Annotated in this window: 19 protein-coding genes and 1 pseudogene; 9 read left to right on the top strand and 11 right to left on the bottom strand. The window is 71.8% G+C overall.

Going from position 1 to position 17,708, the window contains the following annotated elements:
* On the bottom strand, window positions 1-272 hold a 272-nt coding region (locus A4R44_RS50630), incomplete at its 3' end, for an FAD-dependent oxidoreductase (RefSeq protein WP_232791742.1).
* A gap of 422 nt (window positions 273-694) precedes the next feature.
* Here A4R44_RS50630 and A4R44_RS23055 point away from each other — a divergent pair.
* The gene (locus A4R44_RS23055) at window positions 695-1,186 is read left to right on the top strand and encodes a DoxX family protein (protein WP_067584295.1); all 492 of its coding nucleotides are present in this window, start codon (window positions 695-697) and stop codon (window positions 1,184-1,186) included.
* On the opposite strand, the gene A4R44_RS23050 is transcribed toward A4R44_RS23055, so the two are convergent.
* Both A4R44_RS23050 and bioB read right to left on the bottom strand, forming a co-directional pair.
* Window positions 1,097-2,233: an 8-amino-7-oxononanoate synthase gene (locus A4R44_RS23050; protein ID WP_067584565.1), complete on the bottom strand. Its 1,137-nt coding sequence runs from the start codon at window positions 2,231-2,233 to the stop codon at window positions 1,097-1,099. The two genes, A4R44_RS23055 and A4R44_RS23050, sit on opposite strands and share 90 nt — an antisense overlap.
* A gap of 5 nt (window positions 2,234-2,238) precedes the next feature.
* Window positions 2,239-3,297 carry a biotin synthase BioB gene (gene bioB / locus A4R44_RS23045; RefSeq protein ID WP_067584292.1) on the bottom strand — a complete coding sequence of 353 codons (1,059 nt, stop codon included), beginning with the start codon at window positions 3,295-3,297 and terminating at the stop codon, window positions 2,239-2,241.
* Between the two features lie 48 nt (window positions 3,298-3,345).
* Here bioB and A4R44_RS23040 point away from each other — a divergent pair, with 48 nt between their 5' ends.
* From A4R44_RS23040 to A4R44_RS23030, 3 genes and pseudogenes are all read left to right on the top strand, one after another.
* Window positions 3,346-3,885 (top strand): TetR family transcriptional regulator, encoded by a 540-nt coding sequence (locus A4R44_RS23040; protein WP_095213536.1) that lies wholly within the window; start codon window positions 3,346-3,348, stop codon window positions 3,883-3,885.
* Between the two features lie 390 nt (window positions 3,886-4,275).
* A pseudogene (locus tag A4R44_RS23035) lies at window positions 4,276-5,345 on the top strand (cytochrome P450); the annotation flags it as partial.
* 209 nt (window positions 5,346-5,554) lie between these two features.
* Window positions 5,555-6,490, top strand: a complete 936-nt coding sequence (locus A4R44_RS23030; RefSeq protein WP_067584559.1) for a bile acid:sodium symporter — start codon at window positions 5,555-5,557, stop codon at window positions 6,488-6,490.
* Here A4R44_RS23030 and metG read toward each other — a convergent pair.
* From metG to A4R44_RS23015, 3 genes are all read right to left on the bottom strand, one after another.
* Entirely contained in the window at window positions 6,467-7,870 is a 1,404-nt protein-coding gene (gene metG, locus A4R44_RS23025; RefSeq protein ID WP_067584289.1) for a methionine--tRNA ligase, read from the bottom strand. The two genes, A4R44_RS23030 and metG, sit on opposite strands and share 24 nt — an antisense overlap.
* Before the next feature lie 235 nt (window positions 7,871-8,105).
* Complete coding sequence (locus A4R44_RS23020; protein WP_067584286.1) at window positions 8,106-8,570, bottom strand: DinB family protein; 465 nt, start codon at window positions 8,568-8,570, stop codon at window positions 8,106-8,108.
* An 18-nt stretch (window positions 8,571-8,588) separates the two neighbouring features.
* Window positions 8,589-9,185, bottom strand: a complete 597-nt coding sequence (locus A4R44_RS23015) for a bifunctional 2-polyprenyl-6-hydroxyphenol methylase/3-demethylubiquinol 3-O-methyltransferase UbiG (protein WP_067584283.1) — start codon at window positions 9,183-9,185, stop codon at window positions 8,589-8,591.
* Between the two features lie 152 nt (window positions 9,186-9,337).
* Here A4R44_RS23015 and A4R44_RS23010 point away from each other — a divergent pair, with 152 nt between their 5' ends.
* Complete coding sequence (locus tag A4R44_RS23010; RefSeq protein ID WP_067584556.1) at window positions 9,338-10,132, top strand: MBL fold metallo-hydrolase; 795 nt, start codon at window positions 9,338-9,340, stop codon at window positions 10,130-10,132.
* 7 nt (window positions 10,133-10,139) lie between these two features.
* Here the strand turns inward: A4R44_RS23010 and A4R44_RS23005 are convergent, their stop codons facing one another.
* The 3 genes from A4R44_RS23005 to A4R44_RS22995 form a co-directional block, all read right to left on the bottom strand.
* Window positions 10,140-10,523 carry a DUF2267 domain-containing protein gene (locus A4R44_RS23005; RefSeq protein WP_067584279.1) on the bottom strand — a complete coding sequence of 128 codons (384 nt, stop codon included), beginning with the start codon at window positions 10,521-10,523 and terminating at the stop codon, window positions 10,140-10,142.
* Between the two features lie 103 nt (window positions 10,524-10,626).
* A complete protein-coding gene (locus A4R44_RS23000; protein ID WP_067584276.1) occupies window positions 10,627-10,932 on the bottom strand; it encodes a hypothetical protein in 306 nt (101 codons plus the stop codon).
* Window positions 10,933-11,010: 78 nt separating this feature from the next.
* On the bottom strand, window positions 11,011-11,436 hold the full coding sequence (locus A4R44_RS22995; protein WP_067584553.1) for a DUF6292 family protein: 426 nt from the start codon (window positions 11,434-11,436) through the stop codon (window positions 11,011-11,013).
* A gap of 305 nt (window positions 11,437-11,741) precedes the next feature.
* On the opposite strand from A4R44_RS22995, the gene A4R44_RS22990 reads away from it, so the two are divergent.
* The gene (locus A4R44_RS22990) at window positions 11,742-12,353 is read left to right on the top strand and encodes an HSP18 transcriptional regulator (RefSeq protein ID WP_067584273.1); all 612 of its coding nucleotides are present in this window, start codon (window positions 11,742-11,744) and stop codon (window positions 12,351-12,353) included.
* 827 nt (window positions 12,354-13,180) lie between these two features.
* Window positions 13,181-13,552 carry an STAS domain-containing protein gene (locus A4R44_RS22985; protein WP_067584270.1) on the top strand — a complete coding sequence of 124 codons (372 nt, stop codon included), beginning with the start codon at window positions 13,181-13,183 and terminating at the stop codon, window positions 13,550-13,552.
* Here A4R44_RS22985 and A4R44_RS22980 read toward each other — a convergent pair whose 3' ends face one another.
* Window positions 13,553-14,773, bottom strand: coding sequence for a PP2C family protein-serine/threonine phosphatase (locus A4R44_RS22980; protein ID WP_067584267.1), 1,221 nt, complete (start codon window positions 14,771-14,773; stop codon window positions 13,553-13,555).
* Between the two features lie 260 nt (window positions 14,774-15,033).
* Between A4R44_RS22980 and A4R44_RS22975 the strand changes: the two genes are divergently transcribed.
* Together A4R44_RS22975 and A4R44_RS51790 are read left to right on the top strand one after the other, a co-directional pair.
* Window positions 15,034-15,471, top strand: coding sequence for an ATP-binding protein (locus A4R44_RS22975; protein WP_067584550.1), 438 nt, complete (start codon window positions 15,034-15,036; stop codon window positions 15,469-15,471).
* 679 nt (window positions 15,472-16,150) lie between these two features.
* Window positions 16,151-16,285 (top strand): hypothetical protein, encoded by a 135-nt coding sequence (locus A4R44_RS51790; protein ID WP_255366174.1) that lies wholly within the window; start codon window positions 16,151-16,153, stop codon window positions 16,283-16,285.
* Between the two features lie 232 nt (window positions 16,286-16,517).
* On the opposite strand, the gene A4R44_RS46100 is transcribed toward A4R44_RS51790, so the two are convergent.
* Window positions 16,518-17,558, bottom strand: a complete 1,041-nt coding sequence (locus A4R44_RS46100; protein ID WP_232791728.1) for an MFS transporter — start codon at window positions 17,556-17,558, stop codon at window positions 16,518-16,520.
* Window positions 17,559-17,708: the final 150 nt, after the last annotated feature.

Below are 17,708 nucleotides of genomic sequence, written 5' to 3'. Positions count from 1 at the left end.
ACCTGCTTCCGGTCCCGCTCGATCGCCGTCGCCTTGACGCCCTGGCGCAGCTCGACGTGCTTCTCGGCGTACCAAGCGGCATCGTGCACCTGGAAGCTCTCGGCCTCCGCGTTGCCCGCGAGGTAGTCCTTCGACAGCGGCGGACGTTCGTAGGGCAGGTGCCGCTCGTCGCCGACCATGGTGATCTTCCCGTCGAATCCCTTGTCGCGCAACGCTTCCGCGGCCTTGGCTCCGGCCAGCCCGGCTCCGATGATGACGAACGACGAGGTCACTGGCGAACTCCTTCGGCGCGGGGACGACGGGGTACTGATATCACCAGCGAAGTTTGGTCTTATTCGGCTGCTCGGTCAAGTTCCCCTGATCAGAGGTACCCAATTGAGACAGCGCCTATCGGGAAGGGTGTTACTTCGCTGCTCAGCCGTGCCCGCCGCCGGGTGGCCGCCTCCGCTGTGCTCGTCTGCGCGGACCAGCTGTCGCCGTGGAGATCCGGGCTCCCGGCCGTTGATCTGCCCGGCGGGCTTGTCGCCGATGCGGCGGTGCGGCGGAAAGCCGGGGGTGTCGCTCTTCCTCCGGCACGCGGCTGGCGCCAGAACGGTTCGGCCCGATTTAGCGAGCGTCACAGCATCTGGACGGGAGGGACCCCGGTGCGTACGGTATGGCAAGCCTAACCTTAGTAACTCTCCGAGGAGGACCCATGCCAGAGCGTGTGCTCGACCGGGCCGTCCCGTTCGTGCTCGGCCTGTTCCGGATCGTCGTCGGGCTGCTGTTCGCGGCCCATGGTGCGGCGGCGCTGTTCGGCATTTTCGGCGGCGGCCCGAAAGGCGGAACCGTCGAGGCGGGCGCGTGGCCGTCCTGGTACGCGGCGGTGATCCAGCTCGGCTGCGGCCTCCTGATCGCCTTCGGTCTCGGCACCCGGATCGCGGCGCTGCTCGCGTCCGGCTCGATGGCGTACGCCTACTTCGTCGTCCACCAGCCGGACGGCCTGCTGCCGCTGCAGAACCACGGGGAGCCCGCGGCGATGTTTTGCTGGGCGTTTCTGTTGCTGGGCTTCACCGGGCCGGGTGCGCTGGCGGTCGACGTGGTGTTCCGGAGGCGGTCAGACGGTGCTCGCGGCACGCGACCACTGGGCAGCCCACCGCGCGGCGTCCTCAGCGTGGTGCAGGTCAATCCCGGCACGCGCGACTAGCCGGAGCCGGGAAACGCCGTCCGGGACGCTCGGCGGCCGGAAGCAGCCGACCACGATGTCCCGTTCGTACAGCTGGTCAGCAGCAGCGATAGCCTGCTCCGGAGAGTCCGCGGGAATCGACTGAACCGCGCCAGGCGCACGCGAAACCCCTGCGGCATCAGCGATCGCGACCGCGGCACGGTGCAGATCCTCGACCCGCGAAGGCTCGGCTGCGATGATCCGGCACGCTTCCGCCGCACTTGCCGCCGCGGCGGGGGCGAGGCCGGTGTCGAAGATGAATGTCCGCGCCGTATTGACCAGATGTTCGCGCAGCAGCGGCGATCCCAGCACTGCGCCGCCCTGTGCGCCCAAAGCCTTTGACAGGGTGGCGGTCACCGCGACGTGCGGCGCGCCTGCGAGACCGGCCGCGTGCACCGCGCCCCGTCCGTTTCCCGCGACGCCGATGCCGTGTGCTTCGTCAACCACCAGGAAAGCGTCGTATTCAGCGCACAATGCCGCGGTGCGCTGAAGATCGGTGGCGTCGCCGAGCACCGAATAGATCGACTCGACCGCCACGATCGCCCGCTCCTGCGCCCGGTCGCGCAGCAAGTGCGCGAGGGCGTCCAGGTCGTTGTGCGGGCAGATCGCGACGGGGGAGCGGGACAGCCGCGCGCCGTCGATCAGCGAGGCGTGGATGTGCGCGTCGGTGATCAGCAGCGTGTCCGGCGAGCCGAGTGCGGTGATGACGCCGATGTTCGCGGTGTAACCACTGGAAAAACCGAGCGCGGCCGGTTGCCCGGTGAGGTCGGCCAGTTCGCGTTCCAGCTCCGTGTGACACGGCGTGGTGCCGGTGACGACTCGGGACGCGCCAGCGCCGGCTCCGTACTTCTCGACGGCCTGGACGGCGGCCGCGCGCAGTCGCGGATCGGTGCTGAGGCTCAGATAATCGTTCGACGCGAGATCCAATGTGGACTTTCGCGGATGCCGCCGATCATCGGTCCGCCGGACGAGACCGGCGACGTGCCGGTCCCGTCCGGCGGCGGTCAGCCAGTCGTGCATCGACACCATGGCGGTCACGCGTTGGGTGCGGCGGCGGTGCCCGCTCCGCGTTCCCGCAGCGCCGGGGTGGTGTGCTCGGCCGGCTGCTGCTCGCCCGCGCCGAGAACCTCGAAGCCCGCGTCGGCGATCATCTCCAGATCGGCCTTCGCGGCCTGGCCTTCGCTGGTGAGGTAGTCGCCGAGGAACAGCGAGTTCACCACGTGCAGCGCGAGCGGCTGCAGCGATCGCAGGTGCATCTCGCGGCCGCCGGCCATCCGGACTTCCGCTGCCGGGCAAGCGAACCGGGCCAGCGCGAGGATGCGCAGCGCGCGCAGCGGGCTCAGCTCCCAGGTTCCGGCGAGCGGCGTGCCCTCGAACGGCATCAGGAAGTTGACCGGGATCGAATCGCTGCCGATGTCGCGCAGCGCGAAGACGGCGTCGATCAGCTCGTCGTCGGTCTCGCCCATGCCGACGATCAGGCCGGAGCACGCGGAAAGCCCGGCGGACTTGGCCTTTTCGACGGTGTCGACGCGGTCGTCGTACCCGTGCGTCGTGCAGATCTCGGAGTACCGCGACTCGCTCGTGTTCAGGTTGTGGTTGTACGCGTCGACCCCGGCGTCGCGCAGCTTCTCGGCCTGCCCGTCCTTGAGCAGCCCGAGGCAGGCGCACACCTCCACGCCGGAATGCGCGGACTTCACCGCCTCGACGGCCTGGGCGACCCGGTCGACGTCGCGGTCGCTCGGCCCGCGCCCGCTCGCGACCAGGCACACCCGCGACGCGCCGCCCTGAATGCCCGCGCCTGCCTGGCGCGCCGTTTCCTCGGCGGACAGCCACGAGTACTTGAGGATCTGCGCGGACGACCCGAGCCGCTGCGAGCAGTACCCGCAGTCCTCGGGGCACAGGCCCGATTTCAGGTTGACGAGGTAGTTGACCTTGACCCGGTTGCCGAAGTGCGCGCGCCGCAGCCGTCCGGCAGCCGCGACCAGGCCGAGCACGTCCTCGTCCGGCGCTTCCAGCACCGCACGGGCGTCAGTGCGGTCGAGTACGCCGCCGGCCAGCTGCCGGTCGGCCAGGTCGTCGAAGGTTTTGAACACCTGTCAAATCCTAGGCGGCCGATCGGCCGGAAGCAAGCGGCAGGCAGAATGAGCGGGGTGAAGGTGACGCGAGACCAGATCGTCGACCGGGCCTACGAGCTGCTGGCCGAAGCGGGGCTGAGCGGCTTGTCGATGCGGCGGGTGGCCCTCGACCTGGGGGTCCAGCCGGGCGCGCTGTACTACCACGTCGCCAGCAAACAGGAGCTGCTCGCCGTCGTCGCCGCGCGGATCCTGAAGGGGCTGCCCGGGGTGGCGAAGGACCCGCGCGAGGCGGCCGGAGACTTCCGCTCGGCGCTGCTGCGGGTCCGCGACGGGGCCGAGGTGGTGTCGTTCGTGCAGGCGTACCGGCCGGATCTGCTGGTGCCCACGCACGCGCTGCGCCGGCTGTTCACCGGGAAGTACGACGAGCGGCGCGCGGAGTGGGCGGCGCGGACCGTCGTCCACTATGTACTCGGGTTCGTCGCGGAGGAGCAGAACCACGCCGAACTGGTGCGCGCCGGGATCGTCGAGGAGGAACCGGCGCACAGCGGCGATTCGGACGAGGCGTTCGGGTTCGGCATCGACGCTATCCTCAACGGACTGTCGTGAGCGTTCAGCGCGGTCGGAGTCTCCTGGCTGCCGCCCCGCCGCCGGTGAGCGCGAACTGAAATCCGGTGGGCTGGATGCCGCGGCCGAACGCCTGGACGGGCCCGGAGGGGGGCTGATGATCGTGATGGTGCGGTTCGCGGCGGGATCGACGACGCGGAGCGCGGCTCGGGGTGCCGAGGGTCTCGCCGGCTTGAGTGCTGCGCCCCGCCGATGAGCACCCGCCGGCCGGCTACCTCCCCCAGGTCGGGCCGCGATTCCCCCGACCACGCGTCAAACCTGCTTCGACCAGCCAGCCGTGCCCGTGGGCGTAGGGGTGTCGCCTGTTCGGCCGGCCAGGGGTGCTCTCATCCCGATGGCCTCGATACACCCGAAGAATGACCAGCGATGTGCGACGCGCCAGGGATGATCCGGATCAAGCTGCCCTACGGCGAGCCGGCGTGGCTGGCCACCCGCTACGACGACGTTCGCATGGTGTTCGGCGACCGGCGGTTCAGCCGGGCCATGGCCGTCGACGCCGACGTGCCGAGGATGACGCCGCACAAGCTGGACGGCGGGACCATCATGATGGATCCGCCGGAACACAGCCGGCTGCGCAAGCTGGTGGCCAAAGCCTTCACCCAGAACAGGGTGCGGCAGCTGGCCGGGGAACTCGTGGACGCGATGGCGGCCGGCGGCAGGACGGCGGACCTGGTGGAGAATTTCGCGTTGCCGCTGCCGGTGGCGGTGATCTGCGAGCTGCTCGGCGTGCCAGTGGCCGGCTGGCCGAAGTTTCGGGTCTGGAGCGACCGGATCCTGTCCACGAGCGAGACCACCGCTGAGGAGTACGAGGCCAGCGAAGCGGAGCTCCAGGAGTACATGAGCGGGCTCATCGCCGCACGGCGCGCGGAGCCCGCCGATGACCTGATGACCGCGCTGATCGAGGCCCGCGACGAGCGCGACCGGCTCTCCGAGCCGGAGCTGATCGATTTGTGCGACGGGCTTCTGGTGTCCGGCAACGAAACCACCGCGTCGCTGCTGGCCGGCTCGGTCTTCGTCCTGCTGGAGCACCCGAGCTGCGGGCCGACCTCAGCCGGATGCCGGCCGCGGCCGAGGAACTGTCGCGGTTCATCCCGCTGGGCCATTGGCCGGGCTTTCCCCGCTATGCGACCGAGGACGTCGAGGTGGGCGGTTCGCTGGTGCGCGCGGGAGAGCCCGTGGTGTCCGACTTCGCCTCGGCCAACCGGGATCCCCGGCAGTTCGAGGATCCCGATGTGCTGCGCTTCGACCGGGAGGGGGCCTCGCATCTGGGTTTCGGGCACGGTGTGCATCACTGTGTCGGCGCGAACCTCGCCAGGGTCGAGCTGCGGGAAGGCCTGCGCGCGCTGCTGAGCAGGCTGCCGGGGCTGCGGATCGCCGGCGAGATCGAGTGGAAGGCCGAGATGCCGGTGCGCGGCCCGCGCCGGATGCCGATCGGCTGGTGACGGCTGCCCGGTGCCGGGCCGGGTTGCCGCCCCGAGGCCGGCGTGGAATTCGTCGGCGGCGGATGGCGCGCGTGCTGGCTCCGGGCTCCTCGGCCGCAATGATCATCAGGTCCTGCGGCGGTACCTTCCCACGGTGGGAGTCCTATCGCCCCACGAGGCCGGATCGAGGAGCACGCCCGTTGTCGCAGTCGCCCGGCCTGGTGCCACGGATGCAACGGCACCAGGTCGTCATCTACCTGGCCGCGCTCGCCGTCGGCGCACTGGCCGGCTGGCTGGCCCCGGCGGCCGGGCCGGGGCTGGAACCGGCGATCAACCCGGTGCTGGCGGCGCTGCTGTACGTCACGTTTCTTCAGGTGCCCGCCGCCGAACTGGGCCGTTCCCTGCGCGACGGCCGGTTCCTCGGCGCCGCGCTGGCGGTGAACTTCGTCGTGGTGCCGCTGGTCGTCGCGGCGATGTCCGCCTTCTTCCCGGCCGGGCAAGCGCTGCGGCTGGGCATGCTGCTCGTGCTGCTGGCCCCGTGCGTGGACTACGTGATCGTCTTCAGCGGCCTGGCCGGAGGCAGCAGCCGCCGCCTGCTCGCCGCGACGCCGTTGCTGCTGCTCGCGCAGATGATCCTGCTGCCCGGGTTCCTGTTCCTCTTCCTCGGCGCGGACCTGGCGCGTTCCGTGCGGGCCGGGCCGTTTCTCGAAGCGTTCCTGGTGCTGATCGCGATCCCGCTGGCGCTGGCCTGGCTCACCCAGGCGTGGGCGGCCCGGCACGCGACCGGCCGCCGGTTCGCCGACGCGGCCGGGACCGCCATGGTGCCGTTGATGGCCGCGACGCTGGCGACTGTGGTGGCGTCGCAAACCCCGAAGCTCCACGGCGGACCCGGCCCGGTCGCGTCGGTGGTGCCGTTCTTTGTGATTTTCCTGGTGGTGATGGCCTTGGCCGGACTGGGCGTCGCGCGGTTGTTCCGGCTGGACGTCCCGGCGGGCCGGGCGGTCGTTTTCACCGGGGCGACCCGGAATTCTCTGGTGGTGCTTCCGCTGGCGCTGGCGTTGCCGGACGAGTTCGCGGTCGCCGCGGTCGTGGTGGTGACGCAGACCTTGGTCGAGGTGGCCGGCATGGTGTGGTACGTCCGCCTAGTGCCTCGCTTGCTCCCGTAGCCGGGGGTAGAGGCGCGCCGGTTCCCCGCGATCCAGTTGCGCGCGCAGGCGGGCGGCGCCGTCCGGGAGGAACGGGCTGAGTTCGGTTGCCAGTTCCCGGCAAGTGCCCACGACGGTCCCCAATACCTCCGCCAGATCGGCACCGCGCAACGTCCAGGGCCGGGTCTGTTCGACGTACCGGTTGGCGTCGCTGATCACCTCGGCCACGGCGCCGGTGGCCGTGCGGAAGTCGAAGGCGGCGAGCGCCGTGTCGATCCGGGAGGCGAGCGCGTGCACTGTCCTCAGTGGACTCGACGGGGCGATCCGGCCGGTGCGGCGGGCGAGGCTGAGCACCCGGTGCACGAGATTGCCGAGGCCGTTGGCGAGTTCGTCGTCGGCGCGGTCGATCAGCCGCGTTTCGGTGAAGTCGGTGTCGCCGAGCGGGGCGACTTCGCGCAGCAGCCACCAGCGGACGGCGTCGGCGCCGTACCGGTCGACCAGGTCGGTCGGACGGACGGTGTTGCCCGCGCTCTTGGAGATCTTCGCGCCGTCCAGAGTCAGATAGTCGTGCACGAAGATGGTGTCCGGCAGCCGTTCGCCGGCGGAGAGCAGCAGCGCGGGCCAGTACACGGCGTGGAACCGCAGGATGCCTTTGCCGATCACGTGCACTCGCTCGGCCGCCTGGGCCCAGCGGGACGGGTCGGCGGTGAGGTAGCTGGCGAGCGCGTCCCACCAGACGTAAATCACCTGGTCCGGGTCGCCGGGCACCGGGATGCCCCAGCCGTCCGAGCGCGCGGCGGGCCGGGACACGCTGATGTCGGACAACCCGGAGCGGACGAATCCCAGCACCTCGCGGAGCCGGGCGGCGGGTTCGATCCGGAGGCGCCCGGTTTCCAGCAGGTCCCGGATTTCTCCGGCATAACGGGAAAGCCGGAAGAACCAGTTCTGTTCGGTGACGATTTCCGGCGGGGTTTCGTGTTCCCGACAGCGTTCGCCGTCCGCGTAGAACTGTTCGCAGCCCACACAGTAGCGGCCGGTGTAGTCGCGCAGGGAGAAGTCGCCGCGGCGGGCGCTGGCTTGCCACAGGCGCCGGACGCCGTCGAGGTGGCGGCGATCGGTGCTGGTGCGGATGAAATCGTCGACGGCGAGTCCGAGCGGTTCCCGCAACGCGGCGAAGCGCGCGGCGCCGTGGTCGACGAACTCCCGCACGGGAATGCCCGCGGCCTTCGCCGCAGTGACGTTCTTGAGAGCGTTGTCATCGGTGCCGGTGAGCAGCTGGACGTCGGTGCCGCGCAACCGCCGGTGCCGGGCCAGAACATCGGCCTGCACGAGTTCGAGCGCGTGCCCGAGATGCGGTTCCGCGTTGACATAAGGGATCGCGGTGGTGATCACGTCGGTCATGGTCAATCCTCTCCGCCGCCGGCCGACGGCGGAGAGCCCCCGGCGACGGCCGGGGCTGGGCGGGTCAGCGCACGAGAACGGGCCCCAGGCCGGGGCTCGTCATCGGTGCGGTGGTCATGCCTTCCATAGTGGCCGGGCACCCGCCTTCGGGACCACTGGTTTTCTTCCCCACGTCACGGACGTCCCCGCCGCCCGTTGCCCCGGCAGCGTCGCCTTGAGTTCCTGCCACTGGTTTTCAGCGTCCGGTCGTGCCGTCGATCAGCTCGCGCAGGATGTCGGCGTGCCCGGCGTGCCGTCCGGTTTCCTCGATCAGGTGCGTCAGCGCCCAGCGGACGCTCGGGCCGGCGCGGCCCGGCAGCGGGGCGGCGAGATCCGGGCAGCTGTCGAGAAGTTCGTTGGCGAGTTCGACGGCTTCCCGGTAGCGGGCGACGACGTCGGCGACGCTGTCCTCGGTGCGGAACGTCGAGGGCCAATTCTTCACGGTCTCGCCGAGAAACAGCGACCGCTCCACGAAGGTCAGGTGGTTGAGCAGGCCGACCAGATTCGTCCCGGACGGCACCGCGGCGGCGTGGGCTTCGGGCTCCGGCGCGCCGTCGACCTTGGCGGCGACCGAGGTGCGGAGATAGTCGAGAAATCCGCGCAGGACTTCGGTTTCGCTGCTTCCGGTACGGGGCGGCGGGGTGTCGCGACGGCGGGCCACAGTGGTCTCCTTCGGGGTTCAGGCGGTGCGGCGGATCAGCAGGACGTGGTCGACGACCTCGGCGGTCTGGCCGTCCGGCCCGGTCGCCAGGCGAGTGGGGGAGTCCGCGCGCTCGACGGTCCACCGCACCGGATCGAGGGCGAGGTCCGCGGCGATCTCCGCGGGGCTGGGGAAACGCGCGTCCGGATCCTGGTTCCACGACCACGGCGCGATCGAGCCGTGGTCCACGACCAGCAACCGGCCGCCTGGCCGCAGTGCGTGCGCGGCGGTGCGCAGGACTGTCGACCGGTCCAGTTCGAAGGGGGTCTGCAGGTAGTGCGCTGTCACGAGGTCGAACGCACCGGCCGGGAAGCTGACCCGCAGGTCGTGCCGCACGGCGGTGATCCGCGGGCCGGCGAGGCGGTTGACCGCGACGGCGGAGATGTCAGTGGCGGTCACGTTCCAGCCGCGCCCGGCGAGCCAGCGTGCGTCGCCGCCGTTGCCGCAGCCGAGGTCGAGCGCGTCGCCGGGAGGAAGATCGGAGACGGTTTCCACGAGCCGGGCGTTCGGCTTCGGGTCCGAGGGCGGCCGGGCGGCGTGCACTTCGTCCCAGAACAGGTTCGCGTCGGTGGTCATCGGTCGGCTCCTCGGGTCGGGTGCGTCCAGCGTCGCCGGAGCCGGGCCCGCAGCGCACGCGATCTTGCCGGAACGGCAACTCCCGCATGCTGGACCGGATCGTTTCGCCGGTACCGTCGGAGACGAACGGTCCGGAAAGCGGGGAGCGGTCAATGAAAATCGGCGCCGTGGACATCGTTCCGATCCTCGACGGCATCGCCCGGCTGCCGCTGGCGGGCACGGTCGTGCACGCCCGGGGCGCGCGGTGGGAATGCCGCCATCAGCCGCTCGACGCCGAGGGCCGGATCCGGATGGACGTCGGATCGTTCCTCGTCCGGCTCGGCGACCGGACGGTGCTGGTCGACGCCGGGACCGGGCCGGGATTCGAGCACGACGGCTTCGCCACCGGCGGCCTCCTCGGCAACCTGCGCCGCGCCGGGGTCGCGCCGGAGGAGGTGACGGACGTGGTCTTCACCCATCTGCACGTGGACCACGTCGGCTGGTCGAGCGTGCGCGGCGAAGCCGTTTTCCCGCGGGCGGCCTTCCGCATGCACGCTGCCGACTGGGCGCACTTCACGACCGGCGAAACCGCGGATCCGGCGGTGCGGGCCACGTTCGCGCCGATCCTCGGACAGGTCGAGACCTTCGACGGCGAAATCGAACTGGTCCCCGGCCTTGTCGCCCGTCCCGCGCCCGGCCACACGCCCGGCTCGACGGTTTTCGTGGTCAGCGACGCCGGCGAACGCGCCCTGCTGCTCGGCGACGTCCTGCATACCGTCAGCGAGCTGACCGACCCGGAATGGGAGGGCATGTTCGATGTGGACCGGCCCGCGGCGACCGCGATGCGGCAGCGGATCGCGGCCGAACTCGAGGCGTCCGGCGACGTTTTCGCGCCAGCGCATTTCCCGGGACTCGCCTTCGGGCGGCTGGTCACCGCGGCCGGGATCCGGCGGTTCGCCTGGGCCTGAGCGGGGGTTACCCGCTGCGGCACCGGGGCGGGGTTTCCCGCGACCACCTGCTCGGCTGCCGCGTCCCGCCCAGCAGGACCAGCACGTCCGGGCTCACCCCCGCGCGCACCCGGGAGGCCAGCTCCGGCGAGGTCTGCCCGAGTGCCGAGTAGACCGCGCGGACCAGGCACCTCGCCGCGTGCGGGGAACGCCTGGTGCGCAACGAGACCTCCATCAGGAGGGCCTCGCGGTCGCAGGTGCGGCCGCGGTTCGCCGCCACGATGCCCAGCCGGGTTTGCTCGGCCAGAGGAAGGCATCGCAGCAGGCTGTCGACGACGCAGTCGATCGCGAGCCGGTTCCGTTCCGTGCGGGGCAGGCGAGGCCCGGGCAGAATTTCCTTCCGCACCACCATGGACCATCAACTCCTGGCCGCAGAGTAGCCGATCCGGCGCGCGCGGCGACGTTCCGGTTCCGTGCGACGGAAAACGATCCGGTGGAGTCCACTGTGGACGGATTCAGCCGGGCGAGCCGGACAAAACGGCGAGCCGGTCGAGCGACTCGCGGATCCGCGCGGGCACGTCGTCGCGGTCCTGGCCCGCCGGAACCGACAGGTGCAGCGTCGCGTGGCTCGTGCCCGCCGCACCGGGCGCGACCTGGAGCCAGCCGCCGTTCCATTCGAGCCGGAGCCGGTCGCGGCGCCCGGACGGGGGCACCGCGACCGGCTCCGGCAGCCATTCGTTCAGGTGCGCGGCATCGGAGGCGACGGCGTAGACGTGGCCGGCCGGCGCGGGCATCCTCCGCCGCGTTTCGAACTCGCTCATCATCCTGCCTGCCCGTTTCGCGGCGGCGTGAAACCGGAGGGTCCACAGTGGACGTTCACGGACGGTGAGCTGCCCGGTTCACCCCGCGTCGCGGAGGAGGGCGTCGAGGTCGGCGGGCGTGCCCGGCGTCCGGAGCCCGGGCGGCGCGAGGCAGCCGATCCGGTGGTCGTCGTCGCGGACCGCGGCCGCGAATTCGGCGACGCGGGACGCGGGCGGCGCGACCGAAGGCCCGGCCAGGTAGCGGATGACGATGAGGTCTTCGCCGGAATGCGTTTCCACGGCGGCGGCCCAGCCGTGGATCTCGTCCCACAGCAGGGCGACGTCGCGGCCGGGGTAGGCGGGCAGACGGCCGTCGAGCGCGACGTAGGCCGACACCGGGGTGTCGTGGTCGACGGTGCAGGATTCGAGGCCGATGCCCAGAGCGCCGGTGACCTCGGCGAGGTAGTTCCACAGGCGCACCGACGCGGGGTGCGACGAGCCGGTCTGGGCGGTGTGCAGCGGCAGGGACACGGGGACAACGCCTTTCTCGCGCGAAGGACTGGCGCGGAACAGGGGTTTCCTGTCCCGCGTCACGGGCCGCATCCGGTGGCGCGGCGGGGTTCTCCGGCTAGCGGCCGGAACGCGCCCTCGCGGGCGGCCCGGACCTTATTCCCGGTGACGGGGCCCGGGAAACCCGCGGAGCGCGGCGAATCGGCCCGCGAGGCCGGCCGGTCATCGGATTCACCTCCGCCGCTCGACAGGGGACGCCCTTTTCTTCTAGCATGTCATCGAACTGATGACAACTGCCAAGTCGTCGAGAGGATGACGCGATGGCGGAGGTGGACCCCGGCCCGCTGATCCAGGGCGTCCGCGAGGCGGTGCTGGCCGCCCGGGACGGCGGCGCGGCGGCCGACCGGTCGCTGGCCGCGCTCTCCGTGCTGCGGGCGCTGCGCGATCAGCTCGGCGAATGGGAACCGGAACTGATCGCGTCCGCGCGCGCGGCGGGCGCGAGCTGGGCGGCGCTGGCCCCGGCGCTGGGCGTGGCGAGCAGGCAGGCGGCCGAACGCCGGTACCTGCGGGTGCGGCCGTCGGCGACCGGGGAGGCCACTGGCGAAGCACGCGTCGACGCCGAACGCGGCCGCCGCGCGGGAGACCGGGCAGTCGCCGGCTGGGCCCGGCGCAACGCCGCGGTGCTGCGGCGGCTGGCCGCGGAGGCCAGCGCCGCGCCCGGCTTGGACCCCGCCGGACAAGAAAGCGCCGACCGGCTCGGCGTCGCGCTGGGAGACGACGACGTCACGAACCTGCTCCCGCCGCTGGCCGACCTGCGCGCGCATCTCGAACCGCGGCACGCCGCACTGGCGGACCGCGTCGGGGAGATCGCCGAGCACGCGGACCGGCTGCGCGAGGAGGCGGCCGGGCAGCGGCGCGGTCGTGCGCGATGAGCGCCGCGCGATGAGCGGGCGCGGCGTTCGGGTCGCGACGTGCCGGGCTGGTCCGGCTGGCGGTGCGGGGGCGTGGTGCGCCGGGTCGGGTGCGTGGTCGGTGGTGTGCGGGCTGGGCGAGCGGGGTTGTCCGGGTGTGCCGGGTCGGGTCGGCTGGCGGGGCGGGGGCGGGGTGTGCCGGGTNGGTGTGCGGGCTGGGCGAGCGGGGTTGTCCGGGTGTGCCGGGTCGGGTCGGCTGGCGGGGCGGGGGCGTGGTGTGCCGGGTCGGGTGCGTGGTTGGTGGTGGTGTGCGGGCTGGGCGAGCGGGGTTGTCCGGGTGTGCCGGGTCGGGTTGGCTGGCGGTGCGAGGACGCGGCGGCCCAGTGGTGCGTCCCGGGCGCGGCGAGCCATTCCGCGTGCCCGGCTGGCGGCGACGTGCCCGCCGGGCAAACCAGGTCGTCTGGGCTTGCCGGATCAGGCCGGCCGGCAGCGCAAGGCCGCCGCGGCGAGGGCACAGCCACGCACATCGAGCCAGGCAGTGCGCTCCGCCGGAAAATCGCCGGTCGCCCCCAGCCGCAAATCGCCGGTCGTCCCCAGCCGCGACACCGCGTCGCCGCGCTGGTTCGGCGAGCACGCCGACCGGCCCGGCAACCACCAGCCAAGGCCGCGCCGAAACCCGGTGCAATGAGCCGAATGTCTCTCCCCGGGCGCCCCGCACTGCCGCCGTTCCCGGGATCCGAGATCATTTCCCCGCGGCGGCATTCGTGCGAGCCGCCGTCGTGAGNCAGCCGCGTCCTTTTCCTGCCCGGACGAAGAGCGCTCCGGGCTTCCTGAGGAGGGAAAGAGCGATGAGTGAGCTGACCGACCCGGTGATCGACCCGCCGGGTTCGCTGTCGATCGAACGGGCCGACCGCTCGCCCGCGGCGGTGCTGGCCCTGAACGGGGACCTTGACCTCGGGACCGCCCCGAAATTGACGGCCGCGGTCGCCGAGACCGTCGCCGGGAAGCCCCCGGTGCTGGTGCTGGACCTGACCGGGGTCGATTTCCTCGCGTCGGCGGGGCTGACCGTCCTGCTGGCCGCGTGCCGGGAAGCGCCGGAGGGGACGCAGGTGCGGATCGTGGCGTCCGGCCGGGCGACTCTGCGGCCTATCCAGCTCACCGGGCTGGAGCAGAGCCTCCCGCTGTACCGCACGCTCGACGAGGCGCTGGCCGCGGAGTGATCAGTGCGCCCCCGCAGCGCGCTGGAGCACCACGAGTGCGACGTCGTCCTGCGGGGGCCGCGATCCCACCATCGCGGCCATGATCCGGGCGCAGGCCCGGTCCGGGTCCTCCGGACGGACCAGTCCGGCGAGCTGGTCCATGCCGGTGTCGACGAGCCGGTCCCGGCGCTCGACGAGACCGTCGGTATAGAACGCGGCGACGGCTCCCGGCGGCAGTTGCACCATGGTGGTGCGCCGTTCGACGGTGGCCCCGACCGTCAGGCCGACCGGCGGGTCCGGCGGGGCAGGCACGAGCCGCGCCGGTTCGCCCGGCGAAGCCAGGACCGGCGGCAGGTGCCCGGCCAGCGACAGCGCCATCGTCTCGTGGCCGGGTCTGAGGATGCCGTAGGCGACCGTCGCCATCACTCCGTGCTCGAAGTGGTTCGCTTTGCGGTCGAGTTTGGCGAGGACTTCCGCGGGATCGTCGCAATCGAGCGCGTACGCCCGCAACGCGCTGCGGAGCCGCCCCATGATGACCGCGGCTTCGAGACCGTGCCCGGAAACGTCGCCCATCACGATGCCGGTCTGGTCTCCGGGAAGCCGGAACACGTCGTACCAGTCGCCGCCGAGCCCGGCCTCCGCGCCCGGCACGTAGCGCGCGGCCAGGCGCAGGCCGTCGATGACGGGCAGGACGCCCGGCAGCAGGCTGCGCTGCAACGCGATGGTCGCGGCCTGGTTCTGGTGCATGAGTTCTGCCTGCAGCACGGCGGCCAGCCGGTCGGCCAGCAGCCGCAGGGTTTCGATGTCGGTGGTGGTGAACCGGCGGTCCCGCGCGGCTCCGATGTGCAGGACGCCGACCAGTTCGGTGCCGGCCAGCATCGGGACGCCGAGCATGGTGTGCAGGCCGCGTTCGGCCAGCAGCGCGTTCAGCACCGTGGTCTGGTCGACCTGGTCGATGACGACCGGCTCCCGGCGCGCGGCGACACTGCCGGGGAATCCCGCGCCGACCGGCACCTGGACTCCCTGGTAGACCTCTTCCTCGAGACCGGCGGCGGCGATCGCGACAAGGCGCTGCCACCGGGAATCGTGACGCAGCACGGTGGCGGTGTCGACGTCGAGAACGGCGCAGGCCCGCGCGAGGACCTTGGTGAGCTCCTCGCCGAGCGCGGCGTTGCTCGCCCCGGCGCCGAGGATTTCGGCGAGGCGAGTGCGCGATTCGGGCTCCGGCGCGTGAGACGGCATGCAGCGACAGTAGCCGAACCGTCGCCGCGGTCCAGCGAGGAGAGACAACAGGTGTGAAGTCGGCCCCGTCCGGGTACGCCCGATGGGGCACCGGCGAAGTCGAGCACGAGAAAGGGACTTCCCCACGTGATGTCAAGCGGCTGCGGCGAGGAGCGGCGAAGCGCGGCGGCGCTTTCCGGCGCAGGCAGTTCCCGGCACTCCGTCGCGCCGTCGGCGGGAGCGGGGCCTTGTTGTCCTGGCCGAACGAAGAGGGGCCGGCGGTGACCGCCTCGGCTTCCGGGGCGGGCGACCCGCCCTGGGTACTGGATCTGGAGGGCACCGGAGTTTCCGCGCTGCCGCGGGTGCGCGCCTGGGCGGGCAAGTCGCTGGGGCATCTGTCGCCTGACCATCTCGCGGACGTCCTGATGGTGGTCGAGGAACTCGCGTCGAACGCTTACGAGCACACCTCGGGTCCCTCCTGCGCGCGGTTGACCGTGCTGCCCCGGCCGTGCGTCGTCGTGATCGAGGTGGAGGACCCGGAGCACGGGCGTCCGGAGGTCCGCCCGCCGGACTTCGAACGGGCGCGCGGCCGGGGAATGCTGCTCGTCGACCGGCTCGCCGACGACTGGGGAGTGCACGAGCATTCCGGCGGCAAGACGGTCTGGGCCCGGCTCGGCTGCGGGGTGCCTGCCCGGGAGTCCTGCGAATCGTCCCGCTGAGGCCGCGGTTCACCGGCCCTGCCGCGGGCCGGAGTCGTCGTTCGCCGCCGGACGTGCCGGTTCGCCGGGGATGGTCTCGCGTTCTTCCTCCGGGGGTGCCGCCGCGGACGTCCTCGGGTTCGCGCGGTTCGGCCGTGGTCTCGCTCCTTCCGTTCCCGGATGCGGGTATCCGGCAGGCGAGGCGGAATGGCCGCAGGGGACATTCCCCGGGCCGCGAGGGCGGGATGTGGAGATCGCCGGGCAGCGGTGCTGCCGGCGCTTGACCGGCCGATTTCGGGGCGGTGCGGCGGAAATCGCGGTTTGTCCTGACTGGACGGGGGTATCCGGGCGGACCGGCCGAGCCGGAGGACCGCCAGGCCGACGTCCGCGCTCCCCGCGTCGGAGGCACGGCCGCCGGGCAGAGTATTCCGGCTGCCCGGGGCCTGCCGTCCGCGATGAGGACACTGCCTTGCTTTCCAGCGTGCTGACCGCAGACCCGCGAACCGGCAGCGGTGCACTGGCCAACGCCCTGGCGCGGACTGGAGCCGCCGTCGTCGCGGCGGACTCCGGGAAACCTGAGAAACCGGACCGTACGACGTCGTGGTCGGCAATCCTCCGCACGCGCCTTCTCCGCCGCCGACGGTCCGTTCGACTCGCGCGTGGGACGCCGGACGGGCGCGCGATACTGGACCCGTTGTGCGTGGCCGATCCTTTCCTGCTGACCCGCAACGGCGCGCTGTACCTGGTGCGGCCGACGGTGTCCGATGTGGACAAAACGCGCTTCGCGCGGGCCGAGGGAGGCGCTGGCGCGGCCGGAAGGGCGGTCTCTACTTGACAGAACGCGGTTTCGTGCGGCCTGGCGACCGCATGGCGGAACTGGTGGTGCTCTGTGCCGCCTCCCGGAACCCGGTGGCGTTCCAACTGGGTCGCGCAGTTCCTGATGGACGGCCGCCCTGTCCGCGAGCCGCCCGGGCACCTCGTCCCCGACGCCGTGATGCCGGCCGATGTCCCGCGGCGGCGACGAGCGGTTACGCGTCGCATGCATGCCGGTCGATCGGGATCACCGTTCAGGCGTGGAACCGGGTGGTCTCGTCCAGCGGAACGCGTCCGGCGGCGAACCGGTTGACCGGTGCGGCGCGGTCGGCGTACCCGAACGAGATTCCGAACAGCGGCTTCCCTCGTTCGAGGCCGAGCGTTTCCCGCACCGTGTCGACGTAGAAGCTCAGCAATCCTTGCGGGCAGCTGGAAACTCCGTGCGCCTGCATGGCCAGCAGCAGGGCCTGCCCGTACATCCCGACATCCGCCGCGAGCCGGGCTTCCGCAGTATCCGGCGCGAACAGCAGCGCGACATGGGGGGCACCGTAGAAGCGCAGGCTTTCGGCGTCGTAGGCGGCGCGAGCTTCGTGGTCGTCGAAACCGATCTGCAGCGCGCCGCCCGCCGCGGCCCGGCGCTTCTGGTGCACGGCTTCGCTGTACGGGAAATCGACCGACCGGCGGCCTTCCTGGTGTGCGGCAACCAGTGCGTCGGCGAGTTCGTCCCCCTTGGCGCCGCTGACGACCTCGACCTGCCACGGCTGCGCGTTGGAGCTGGACGGCGCCGCGGCGGCGTCGGCGAGGAATCCGCCCGCCAGCGGGCCGCCGACGAGGGAGAGGCCCAGCAACAGGCCGGTCCAGCTGGAGATCCGCGTGGATTCCTTGGGCGGCACCAGAACCTGGACCATCGCCATCGCCCCGACGAGCAGCCCGCCGGCCCCGATGCCTTGCAGTGCACGGAAACCGATCAGCGCGCCCATGGCCGGAGCCAGGCCGCACAGCATGGATCCGGTGAGGAAGACCGCCACTGACAGCAGGAACATCGCCTTGCGGTCGAACTGGTCGCTGAGCTTGCCCCACACCTGGGTGGACGCCGCGATCGCCAGCGCGTAGGCGGTGATGATCCAGGTCATCGACCCCGGCCCGCCGAGATCCGCGGCGATGCTGGGCAGTGCGGTGGCGACGATGTAGCTGTCGAGCATGCCCAGCGCCATGCCGGACAACGCCCCGGCGATGCCGATCTTGACGCGCCCGGTGAACAGGCTGGTTTCTTCCGGCGCGGCGGTTCTCGGCATGGCTGGACGTCCTTCCCCCGGATGCTGTGCTCCCAAGGTAGCCATAAAAGTGCCCACTAGGCAATTTTGCCTGATGGGCACTCCGCTTGCCGCCGCGCGCCGTCCGTGAGGNTGGCAGGCGATGCGAAGGTCCGTGAGGGGAACCCTCAG

The organism is Amycolatopsis sp. M39 (genome assembly GCF_001651785.1).
GTDB lineage: Bacteria > Actinomycetota > Actinomycetes > Mycobacteriales > Pseudonocardiaceae > Amycolatopsis > Amycolatopsis rubida.
The sequence above is the reverse complement of the archived record's forward strand: the minus strand, read 5'-3'. Positions and strand labels throughout refer to the sequence as shown.

Bases quoted from the DNA above. Each gene is read 5' to 3' on its own strand.
- A4R44_RS46100 (WP_232791728.1), bottom strand. From the start codon at position 17,558: ATGCCGAGAACCGCCGCGCCGGAAGAAACCAGCCTGTTCACCGGGCGC.
- A4R44_RS22980 (WP_067584267.1), bottom strand. From the start codon at position 14,773: ATGCCGTCTCACGCGCCGGAGCCCGAATCGCGCACTCGCCTCGCCGAA.
- A4R44_RS23000 (WP_067584276.1), bottom strand. From the start codon at position 10,932: ATGAGCGAGTTCGAAACGCGGCGGAGGATGCCCGCGCCGGCCGGCCAC.
- A4R44_RS23055 (WP_067584295.1), top strand. From the start codon at position 695: ATGCCAGAGCGTGTGCTCGACCGGGCCGTCCCGTTCGTGCTCGGCCTG.
- metG (WP_067584289.1), bottom strand. From the start codon at position 7,870: ATGACCGACGTGATCACCACCGCGATCCCTTATGTCAACGCGGAACCG.
- A4R44_RS22990 (WP_067584273.1), top strand. From the start codon at position 11,742: ATGGCGGAGGTGGACCCCGGCCCGCTGATCCAGGGCGTCCGCGAGGCG.
- A4R44_RS23010 (WP_067584556.1), top strand. From the start codon at position 9,338: ATGAAAATCGGCGCCGTGGACATCGTTCCGATCCTCGACGGCATCGCC.
- A4R44_RS23050 (WP_067584565.1), bottom strand. From the start codon at position 2,233: ATGGTGTCGATGCACGACTGGCTGACCGCCGCCGGACGGGACCGGCAC.
- A4R44_RS23030 (WP_067584559.1), top strand. From the start codon at position 5,555: ATGCAACGGCACCAGGTCGTCATCTACCTGGCCGCGCTCGCCGTCGGC.
- A4R44_RS22985 (WP_067584270.1), top strand. From the start codon at position 13,181: ATGAGTGAGCTGACCGACCCGGTGATCGACCCGCCGGGTTCGCTGTCG.
- A4R44_RS23040 (WP_095213536.1), top strand. From the start codon at position 3,346: ATGAGCGGGGTGAAGGTGACGCGAGACCAGATCGTCGACCGGGCCTAC.
- A4R44_RS23015 (WP_067584283.1), bottom strand. From the start codon at position 9,185: ATGACCACCGACGCGAACCTGTTCTGGGACGAAGTGCACGCCGCCCGG.
- A4R44_RS23005 (WP_067584279.1), bottom strand. From the start codon at position 10,523: ATGGTGGTGCGGAAGGAAATTCTGCCCGGGCCTCGCCTGCCCCGCACG.